Origin of the sequence: Atlantibacter hermannii, from assembly GCF_009907385.1 — a bacterium.
In the GTDB taxonomy this organism is placed as follows: Bacteria; Pseudomonadota; Gammaproteobacteria; order Enterobacterales; family Enterobacteriaceae; genus Atlantibacter; species Atlantibacter hermannii_A.
The window spans coordinates 1-9,583 of record NZ_JAAATR010000028.1 but is presented as its reverse complement, the minus strand read 5'-3'; the positions used below and the strand labels follow the sequence as shown (position 1 = coordinate 9,583).

Genomic DNA, 9,583 nt, shown 5'->3' with positions numbered 1-9,583 from the left:
TCCACCCTACAAAAAAACGGAACCCTTCCACCGAACGGAACAATTCCCCCGAACGAAACAACTCCCCCCGAAAAAAAAACTCTCCCAACCTTGACTCCCGTCACACTAAAATCCCTCCCCCTTTCTTCTACCCCCAAATACCTCATTACGCTGAATAACCGCGGCCAAAATCTGTCCTTATCTCAAAATAAGTATCTATTACAGTAACTTAAAAAATAAATTTCCCTGCCACTTTGGTGGTATTCCCAATGTTTTGACATTTTTCAAAGGGTTACGGGGTTGATCGGTGTCAATTCCGCGCGAAAACCGGGGAGTAACCTTGGCTCAAATTCTTGCAATGTCGATTTAGCAGAAGAGCCTACAGGCTCCTTACAGGAGAACCCCCGATGAGCAAATTTCTGGATCGGTTTCGCTACTTCAAGCAGAAGGGCGACACCTTTGCCGATGGGCACGGACAGATTCTGGATACCAACCGGGACTGGGAAGACGGTTACCGTCAGCGCTGGCAGCACGACAAAATCGTGCGCTCCACTCACGGCGTAAACTGCACCGGCTCATGCAGCTGGAAGATTTATGTCAAAAACGGTCTGGTGACCTGGGAAACCCAGCAAACCGACTACCCGCGCACCCGTCCCGATATGCCGAATCATGAACCGCGCGGCTGCCCTCGTGGTGCGAGTTACTCCTGGTATCTGTACAGCGCAAACCGCCTGAAATACCCGATGATGCGTAAGCGCCTGATGAAACTGTGGCGTGAAGCGAAAGCGCAGCACAGCGATCCGGTGGACGCCTGGGCATCGATCATGTCCGACAGCGACAAAGCCAAAAGCTATAAGCAGGCGCGCGGTCGCGGCGGGTTTGTGCGCTCTTCCTGGCAGGAAGTGAACGAGCTGATTGCCGCCTCCAACGTCTGGACCGCTAAAATCTATGGCCCGGACCGTATCGCGGGCTTTTCGCCGATCCCGGCAATGTCGATGGTGTCTTACGCCTCCGGCGCGCGTTACCTGTCGCTGATTGGCGGCACCTGCCTGAGCTTCTACGACTGGTACTGCGATTTGCCGCCTGCGTCACCGATGACCTGGGGCGAACAGACCGACGTGCCGGAATCCGCCGACTGGTACAACTCCAGCTACATCATCGCCTGGGGCTCCAACGTTCCGCAGACCCGTACCCCGGATGCGCACTTCTTTACCGAAGTGCGCTACAAAGGCACCAAAACCGTGGCCGTTACCCCGGACTACGCGGAAATCGCCAAGCTGTGCGACCAGTGGTTAGCGCCGAAACAGGGCACCGACAGCGCGATGGCGCTGGCGATGGGCCACGTGATGCTGCGCGAATTCCATCTGGAGCGCCCGAGCCAGTACTTCACCGACTATGTGCGTCGCTACACCGATATGCCGATGCTGGTGATGCTGGAGCCGCGCGACGGATTCTGGGCGGCGGGCCGTATGCTGCGCGCCGCCGATCTGGTGGGCGGTCTGGGTCAGGAAAACAACCCGGAATGGAAAACCGTCGCCATTGATAACCACAACGGCGAGATGATCGCGCCGAACGGCTCAATTGGCTACCGCTGGGGCGAGAAGGGCAAATGGAACCTCGAACAGCGCGACGGCACCACCGGCGAAGAGTCCGAACTGCGCCTGTCGCTGCTCGGCAGCCATGACGAGATCGCCGATGTCGGCTTCCCGTACTTTGGCGGCGTAGAGAGCGAGCACTTCAACAGCGTTCAGCTTGACAACGTGCTGATGCACAAACTGCCGGTCAAACGTCTGCAACTGGCGGACGGCAGCAGCGCGCTGGTAACCACCGTTTATGATTTAACCCTCGCCAACTACGGCCTGGATCGCGGTCTGGGCGATGTCAACTGCGCCAGCAGCTATGACGACGTGAAAGCCTACAGCCCGGCCTGGGCGGAAGCAATCACCGGCGTGTCCCGCAGCCACATTATCCGTATCGCCCGTGAGTTCGCCGATAACGCCGATAAGACCCACGGTCGTTCTATGATCATCGTCGGTGCCGGTCTCAACCACTGGTATCACATGGACATGAACTACCGCGGCCTGATCAATATGCTGATCTTCTGCGGTTGCGTCGGCCAGAGCGGCGGCGGCTGGGCGCACTATGTCGGCCAGGAAAAACTGCGTCCGCAGACCGGCTGGCAGCCGCTGGCGTTTGGTCTCGACTGGCAGCGTCCGGCGCGTCATATGAACAGCACTTCGTTTTTCTACAACCACTCCAGCCAGTGGCGCTATGAAACCCTCGGCGCGGAAGATCTGCTGTCGCCGCTGGCGGATAAATCCCGCTACACCGGCCATCTGCTGGACTTCAACGTGCGCGCCGAGCGGATGGGCTGGCTGCCGTCCGCGCCGCAGTTGGGCACCAACCCGCTGCGCATTAAAGCCGCCGCCGACGCCGCAGGCATGAACCCGGTGGATTACACCGTGCAGGCGCTGAAATCCGGCGAGATCCATTTCGCGGCGGAGCAGCCGGAAAACGGCAAGAACCACCCGCGCAACCTGTTCGTCTGGCGCTCTAACCTGCTGGGCTCCTCCGGTAAAGGCCATGAGTACATGCTCAAGTATCTGCTGGGCACCGATCACGGTATCCAGGGCGCCGATCTCGGTCAGCAGGGCGGCGTGAAGCCGGAAGAAGTGGAATGGCATGACAACGGCCTCGACGGCAAACTGGACCTGGTGGTCACGCTGGACTTCCGTCTGTCGAGCACCTGTCTGTACTCGGATATCGTGCTGCCGACCGCCACCTGGTACGAGAAAGACGACATGAATACCTCGGATATGCATCCGTTTATTCATCCGCTGTCCGCCGCCGTGGACCCGGCCTGGGAATCGAAAAGCGACTGGGAAATTTATAAAGCCATCGCGAAGAAATTCTCCGAGCTGTGCGTCGGTCATTTAGGTAAAGAAACCGATGTGGTCACGCTGCCGATCCAGCACGACAGCGCCGCCGAACTGGCGCAGCCGCTGGACGTCAAGGACTGGAAAAAAGGCGAGTGCGATCTGATCCCTGGCAAAACCGCGCCGCACATTATGGTGGTGGAACGCGACTACCCGGCGACGTATGAACGCTTTACTTCTATCGGCCCGCTGATGGAGAAAGTCGGCAACGGCGGCAAGGGCATTAGCTGGAATACCCAGAGCGAAATGGACCTGCTGCGCAAGCTGAATTACACCAAAGCGGACGGCCCGGCCAAAGGCCAGCCGATGCTCAATACCGCCATCGACGCGGCGGAAATGATCCTCACCCTGGCCCCGGAAACCAACGGCCATGTGGCGGTGAAAGCCTGGGCGGCGCTCAGCGAATTCACCGGGCGCGATCATACCCATCTGGCGACCAATAAAGAGGAAGAGAAAATCCGCTTCCGCGATATTCAGGCCCAGCCGCGTAAAATCATCTCCAGCCCGACCTGGTCTGGCCTGGAAGATGAGCATGTCTCCTATAACGCCGGTTATACCAACGTTCACGAGCTGATCCCGTGGCGTACCCTGTCGGGCCGTCAGCAGTTGTATCAGGATCACCCGTGGATGCGCGATTTCGGTGAAAGCCTGCTGGTGTACCGCCCGCCGATCGATACCCGTTCGGTGAAAGCGGTGATGGGCCAGAAATCCAACGGTAATCCGGAGAAAGCGCTCAACTTCCTGACGCCGCACCAGAAGTGGGGGATCCACTCTACTTACAGCGACAACCTGCTGATGCTGACCCTGTCACGCGGCGGACCGATTGTCTGGATGAGCGAAATCGACGCGAAAGCGTTAGGGATCGCCGATAACGACTGGATCGAAGTGTTCAATGCCAACGGCGCGTTAACCGCCCGTGCGGTGGTGAGCCAGCGCGTGCCGGAAGGGATGACCATGATGTATCACGCTCAGGAGCGCATCGTGAACCTGCCGGGCTCTGAAGTGACCGGGCAGCGCGGCGGCATTCACAACTCCGTGACCCGCATCAGCCCGAAACCGACCCATATGATCGGCGGCTATGCGCAACTGGCTTACGGCTTTAACTATTACGGCACCGTGGGCTCTAACCGCGATGAGTTTGTGGTGGTGCGTAAGATGAAAAATATCGACTGGTTAGATGGCGAAGGGTGTGACCAGGTACAGGAGAGCGTCAAATGAAAATCCGTTCACAAGTCGGCATGGTGCTGAATCTCGACAAATGCATCGGTTGCCACACCTGCTCCGTGACCTGTAAAAACGTGTGGACCAGCCGTGAAGGCATGGAGTACGCCTGGTTCAACAACGTGGAAACCAAACCGGGCGTCGGCTTCCCCAATGACTGGGAAAACCAGGAAAAATGGAAGGGCGGCTGGATCCGTAAAATCAACGGCAAACTGCAACCGCGCATGGGCAACCGTGCCATGCTGCTGGGCAAAATCTTCGCCAACCCGCATCTGCCGGGCATCGATGATTACTACGAGCCGTTTGATTTCGACTATCAGCATCTGCATACCGCGAAAGAAGGCAAGCATCAGCCCATCGCCCGTCCGCGCTCGCTGATCACCGGCCAGCGGATGAACAAAATCGAAACCGGCCCGAACTGGGAAGAGATCCTCGGCGGCGAGTTTGAAAAACGCGCCAAAGATAAGAACTTCGAAAACATGCAGAAAGCGATGTACGGCCAGTTCGAAAACACCTTCATGATGTATTTGCCGCGCCTGTGCGAGCACTGCCTGAACCCGGCGTGCGTGGCGACCTGCCCGAGCGGCGCGATTTACAAGCGTGAAGAAGACGGCATTGTGCTGATCGACCAGGACAAGTGCCGAGGCTGGCGGATGTGTATCACCGGCTGCCCGTACAAAAAAATCTACTTCAACTGGAAGAGCGGCAAATCCGAGAAATGCATCTTCTGCTACCCGCGTATCGAAGCCGGGATGCCGACGGTGTGTTCCGAAACCTGCGTGGGCCGTATCCGCTACCTCGGCGTGTTGCTGTATGACGCGGACGCCATCGAAAACGCGGCCAGCACCGAGCACGAAACCGATCTGTATCAGCGTCAGCTGGACGTGTTCCTTGACCCGAACGATCCAAAAGTGATCGCGCAGGCGCTGAAAGACGGCGTGCCGCAGAGCGTGATCGACGCGGCGCAGCAGTCGCCGGTATGGAAAATGGCGATGGACTGGAAGCTGGCGCTGCCGCTGCATCCGGAATACCGCACCCTGCCGATGGTCTGGTACGTGCCGCCGTTATCGCCGATCCAGTCCGCTGCCGATGCGGGTGAGTTGCCGCACACCGGGATTCTGCCGGATGTGGAAAGCCTGCGTATCCCGGTTCAGTACCTGGCGAACATCCTGACCGCAGGCGATACCGCGCCAGTGCTGCGCGCCCTGAAACGCATGATGGCGATGCGTCATTACAAACGTGCGGAAACCGTTGACGGCGTGAATGACACTCGCGCGCTGGAAGAGGTTGGGTTAAGCGAAACCCAGGCCCAGGAGATGTACCGCTATCTGGCGATTGCTAACTACGAAGACCGCTTTGTGATCCCCACCAGCCACCGCGAACTGGCGAGCAACGCCTTCCCGGAAAGCAAAGGCTGCGGCTTTAGCTTCGGCGACGGCTGCCACGGTTCAGACAGCAAAGCCAACCTGTTTAACAGCCGTCGTATCGACGCAGTGGATGTGACGGTGAAATCGGAGTCGCGCCCATGATGGAACTCAAACTGATTTCCCGGCTGCTGGAGTACCCGGATCACGCGCTGTGGGAGCATCAGCGCGAGATGTTTGATGCCATGACCGACCTTGAGCATATCAGTAAAGAGGAGGCCCATGCGCTGGGCCTGTTCCTGCGCGATGTGCTGTCACAGGACCGTCTGGACGTGCAGTCGCGCTACAGCGAACTGTTCGACCGGGGCCGCGCCACGTCGCTGCTGCTGTTCGAACACGTACACGGCGAGTCGCGGGATCGCGGCCAGGCGATGGTGGATTTGATGGGCCAGTACGAGCGCGCCGGGCTGTTTATCGACAGCCGCGAACTGCCGGATCATCTGCCGCTGTATCTGGAATATCTGGCGCAGTTGCCACATAGCGAAGCGGTAGGCGGATTGCAGGATGTGGCGCCGATTCTGGCGCTGCTCAGCGCCCGCCTGAAACAGCGCCAAAGCCGTTATGCGGTGCTGTTCGATCTGCTGCTCAGCATGGCCAACAGCCAGGTTGACGCCGAAAAAGTGCAGCGCCAGCTTGCCGAAGAAGTGCGTGACGATACGCCTGCGGCGCTGGACGCGGTATGGGAAGAAGAGCAGGTGAAATTCTTCGCCGATCAGGGCTGCGGCGATTCCGCCATCACCTCCCATCAACGCCGGTTTGCGGGCGCGGTCGCCCCGCAGTATTTGAATATCACTACAGGAGGACAGCAATAATGGAGTTCCTGAACAGGCTTCTCTTCGATATTTATCCTTATATTGCCGGCACCGTGTTTTTAGTGGGCAGTTGGCTGCGTTACGACTACGGCCAGTACAGCTGGCGGGCAGGCTCCAGCCAGATGCTGGATCGCAAAGGGATGAACCTGGCGTCTAACCTGTTCCACTTTGGCATTCTGGGCATTTTCGTCGGCCACTTCTTCGGAATGCTGACGCCGCACTGGATGTACGAGTCGTTCCTGCCAATGGACGTGAAGCAAAAGATGGCGATGATCATGGGCGGCGCAAGCGGCGTGATGACGCTGGTGGGCGGGCTGCTGCTGCTCAAGCGTCGCCTGTTTAACCCGCGCATCCGCGCCACGTCCACCACGGCGGATATTCTGATCCTGTCGTTGCTGATGCTGCAATGTGCGCTGGGCCTGTTAACCATTCCATTCTCGGCGCAGCATATGGACGGCAGCGAGATGCTGAAGCTGGTGGGCTGGGCGCAGTCGGTGGTCACCTTCCACGGCGGTGCATCTGAACATCTGGACGGTGTGGGCTTTGTGTTCCGTCTGCACCTGGTGTTGGGGATGACGCTGTTTGTGCTGTTCCCGTTCACCCGTCTGGTGCATATCTGGAGCGCGCCGGTGGAATACCTGACGCGTAAATATCAGGTGGTCAGAGCGCGTCGCTAAGCCTTCTGGAAATTCACACCGTTCACCTGGGAGCAGACGGGGCGACCAGCGGATTGGGCGTCCCTCCGGGAACCCAATCCCGCTGTTTCCCCTGTTAACCCTGGGTGGGCGGTGTTACTTTTCTTGCGTGGCGTGCGATATGACATGCGCCCGCTTTTCTCCCCATCCCAGATTGTTGCCCGCCGCCGCCAGCAGGATCAGCGCGCCGCCAGCCAGTTGCGCCAGGCTCAGCGTCTGGTTAAACACCAGCTTATCCACCACGACCGCCACCAGCGGATAGATAAACGACAGCGAACCGGTGACAGGCGTCGGCAGTTTCTGGATCGCCGCGTAAAGCAGCTGATACATCATGCCGGTATGCACAATCCCGACGGTGAGCAGAATGCTCCACTGCATCGGCTTGAGATCGAACGAGATCTGCACCAGCGGCAGCAGCATCAGCGTGCCGACCGCCATTTGCACCAGAGCGATTTGCTGCGGTGAAACCTGGCGCAGCTGGCGGGTGATCAGCGCCGTCAGCGCGTAGAAAAACGCCGCCCCCAGCGCCATCGCCACTCCCGGCAGGCCGTTGCCCGGATGCGCCGCGCCCAGCTCGCTGGATAACACCAGCACCACGCCGCCAAACGCCAGGGTTAACCATGCCCATTTCACACTGCTGACCCGTTCCCCCAGCAGCATACTCATCAACACCAGCATAAAGGGCTGAGTGTTATAGATAACGGTGGAAAGGCCAATGGAAAGATGGCGGTAAGAGGCAAACAGCAGCAGCCAGTTAATCACCACCGCCACGCCGCCCGCCGCCATCAACAGCAGCGTGAGGCGGCTTAGCCGCGCCAGCGGTTCGCGGCTGAGGCGAATAAACAGCAACAGGGTGACGCCGCCGATCAGGCAGCGGGCAAAAACCACCTCCATCACCGGTAATCCTGAAAGCAAAACGAACGCGCCGACAGAGCCGGATATCAGCATCGCCAGGCTCATCTGCCCGACGCCGGATTGAATATTACGCATGGGTTGTCTCCTCTGTGATAGCGCTATTGTGTAAAAATCGTGGCGCGGGTTACAGAGGGGAGATAAGGTAAATGCAGTAATTATCCTTTTATAATTAGGACGTGATGATGGATTACCTTATTGATGATATCGATCGCCAGATTCTGGCTTGCCTGGCAGAGGACGCGCGGCTGTCGTTAAAAGTGCTTAGCGGCAAAGTGGGGCTTTCCTCGCCCAGCACCGCTGAGCGTGTAAAGCGGCTGGAAGAGAAGGGCGTGATCCAGGGCTACGGCGCGCGGATTAATCTGGCCGCGCTGGGCTATTCGCTGCAGGCGCTGGTGCGGGTGAAACCGCTGCCGGGGATGCTCCATAAGGTCGAGAAAATGATTCAGGCGTTTCCAGAATGCATCGAGTGCGACAAAGTCACCGGAGAGGACTGCTTCGTGATGCGGCTGATGGTGCGCTCCATCGACCAGCTGGACGTGGTGCTGGATGGCCTGGCGGATTATGCCCAGAGCAACACCTCGATTGTGAAGAGTTCGCCGGTAACGCGACGGCTACCGCCGCTACACTGATGTTTGGCTAACCCAGTCAGGAGAACACACCATGTCAGACCGTCCAGCGATTGCCCTTGTCGGGCCGGGGGCCATCGGCACCACCGTTGCCGCAGTGCTCCACGAGGTTGAGCGCACGCCTGTGCTTTGTGGCCGCACGGCGCATCCCCGGCTGATCCTGCGTCACGATGACGGGGAGATCGTGGTGCCAGGCCCGGTATTGAACGAGCCCTCTACCCCTGGTGGGCCGTTCGACCTGGTGTTCGTGGCAGTGAAAGCCACCCAGATCGCCGACAGCGCCGACTGGCTGACGGCGCTGTGCGATGAAAATACGGTGGTCTGCGCACTGCAAAACGGCGTTGAGCAACAGGCCAGGCTGCAACCTTATGTGAATGGCGCAACGGTGCTGCCTTCGGTGGTGTGGTTCCCGGCACAGCGCGAACCGGACGCCTCGGTCTGGCTGCGGGCGAAACCGCGCCTGACGCTGCCGGACGTACCGCCCGCGCAACGGGTGGTCGAGGCGCTTCACGGCACACGCTGCGCGGTGGAACTGTCCGGGGATTTTATCTCGGTCGCCTGGCGTAAACTGCTGCTTAACGCAGCGGCGGGGCTGATGGTTCTGGCAAATCGCCGTGCCGGGATGTTTTCACGCGCCGATATCACTGAGCTGGCGCTGGCTTACCTGCGCGAATGCCTGACCGTTGCCCGCGCTAAAGGTGCGGTGTTGAACGATAGCGTGGCGCAGGAGATCGTTGACGGCTTTCATCGTGCCCCGGTGGACCTGGGAACGTCTATTCTCGCTGACCGACAGGCGAATCGCCCGCTGGAATGGGATATCCGTAACGGCGTGATCCAACGGTATGGCGCTGAGTTGGGCATTGCGACGCCCATTAGCGATGTGGTGGTTCCGCTACTGGCGGCAGGGAGTGAAGGGCCGGGTTGAGAATGGTGGATTGTTTACGTGCGTTCTCGCTGGCGCTCGAATCGAACCTT

At 59.1% G+C, this 9,583-nt stretch carries 8 protein-coding genes; 7 read left to right on the top strand and 1 reads right to left on the bottom strand.

The genetic code is table 11. The annotated features are described in order from the left end of the window. The 5 genes from GV764_RS22095 to narI all read left to right on the top strand — a co-directional run. A partial coding sequence (locus GV764_RS22095; RefSeq protein WP_236651857.1) for a hypothetical protein occupies positions 1–207 on the top strand: 207 nt, incomplete at its 5' end. 179 nt (positions 208–386) lie between these two features. Next, positions 387–4,133: a nitrate reductase subunit alpha gene (locus GV764_RS08955; protein WP_161659846.1), complete on the top strand. Its 3,747-nt coding sequence runs from the start codon at positions 387–389 to the stop codon at positions 4,131–4,133. Continuing rightward, positions 4,130–5,665 carry a nitrate reductase subunit beta gene (gene narH, locus GV764_RS08950; RefSeq protein ID WP_161659845.1) on the top strand — a complete coding sequence of 512 codons (1,536 nt, stop codon included), beginning with the start codon at positions 4,130–4,132 and terminating at the stop codon, positions 5,663–5,665. The genes GV764_RS08955 and narH overlap by 4 nt, the downstream gene beginning before the upstream one ends. Then, positions 5,662–6,372: a nitrate reductase molybdenum cofactor assembly chaperone gene (gene narJ / locus GV764_RS08945; protein ID WP_161659844.1), complete on the top strand. Its 711-nt coding sequence runs from the start codon at positions 5,662–5,664 to the stop codon at positions 6,370–6,372. The genes narH and narJ overlap by 4 nt, the downstream gene beginning before the upstream one ends. After that, positions 6,372–7,049 (top strand): respiratory nitrate reductase subunit gamma, encoded by a 678-nt coding sequence (narI, locus tag GV764_RS08940; protein ID WP_161659843.1) that lies wholly within the window; start codon positions 6,372–6,374, stop codon positions 7,047–7,049. The genes narJ and narI overlap by 1 nt, the downstream gene beginning before the upstream one ends. 114 nt (positions 7,050–7,163) lie before the next feature. Here narI and GV764_RS08935 read toward each other — a convergent pair whose 3' ends face one another. After that, the gene (locus GV764_RS08935; protein ID WP_161659842.1) at positions 7,164–8,057 is read right to left on the bottom strand and encodes a DMT family transporter; all 894 of its coding nucleotides are present in this window, start codon (positions 8,055–8,057) and stop codon (positions 7,164–7,166) included. Positions 8,058–8,164: 107 nt separating this feature from the next. Here GV764_RS08935 and GV764_RS08930 point away from each other — a divergent pair, with 107 nt between their 5' ends. Both GV764_RS08930 and GV764_RS08925 read left to right on the top strand, forming a co-directional pair. Continuing rightward, the gene (locus GV764_RS08930) at positions 8,165–8,611 is read left to right on the top strand and encodes an Lrp/AsnC family transcriptional regulator (RefSeq protein WP_201743124.1); all 447 of its coding nucleotides are present in this window, start codon (positions 8,165–8,167) and stop codon (positions 8,609–8,611) included. 31 nt (positions 8,612–8,642) lie between these two features. Continuing rightward, positions 8,643–9,533, top strand: a complete 891-nt coding sequence (locus tag GV764_RS08925; protein WP_161659840.1) for an oxidoreductase — start codon at positions 8,643–8,645, stop codon at positions 9,531–9,533. Positions 9,534–9,583: the final 50 nt, after the last annotated feature.

Excerpts from the sequence above, each read along its gene's own strand:
- GV764_RS08930 (WP_201743124.1), top strand. The coding sequence starts at position 8,165 with ATGGATTACCTTATTGATGATATCGATCGCCAGATTCTGGCTTGCCTG.
- GV764_RS08935 (WP_161659842.1), bottom strand. The coding sequence starts at position 8,057 with ATGCGTAATATTCAATCCGGCGTCGGGCAGATGAGCCTGGCGATGCTG.
- GV764_RS08955 (WP_161659846.1), top strand. The coding sequence starts at position 387 with ATGAGCAAATTTCTGGATCGGTTTCGCTACTTCAAGCAGAAGGGCGAC.
- GV764_RS08925 (WP_161659840.1), top strand. The coding sequence starts at position 8,643 with ATGTCAGACCGTCCAGCGATTGCCCTTGTCGGGCCGGGGGCCATCGGC.
- narI (WP_161659843.1), top strand. The coding sequence starts at position 6,372 with ATGGAGTTCCTGAACAGGCTTCTCTTCGATATTTATCCTTATATTGCC.
- narH (WP_161659845.1), top strand. The coding sequence starts at position 4,130 with ATGAAAATCCGTTCACAAGTCGGCATGGTGCTGAATCTCGACAAATGC.
- narJ (WP_161659844.1), top strand. The coding sequence starts at position 5,662 with ATGATGGAACTCAAACTGATTTCCCGGCTGCTGGAGTACCCGGATCAC.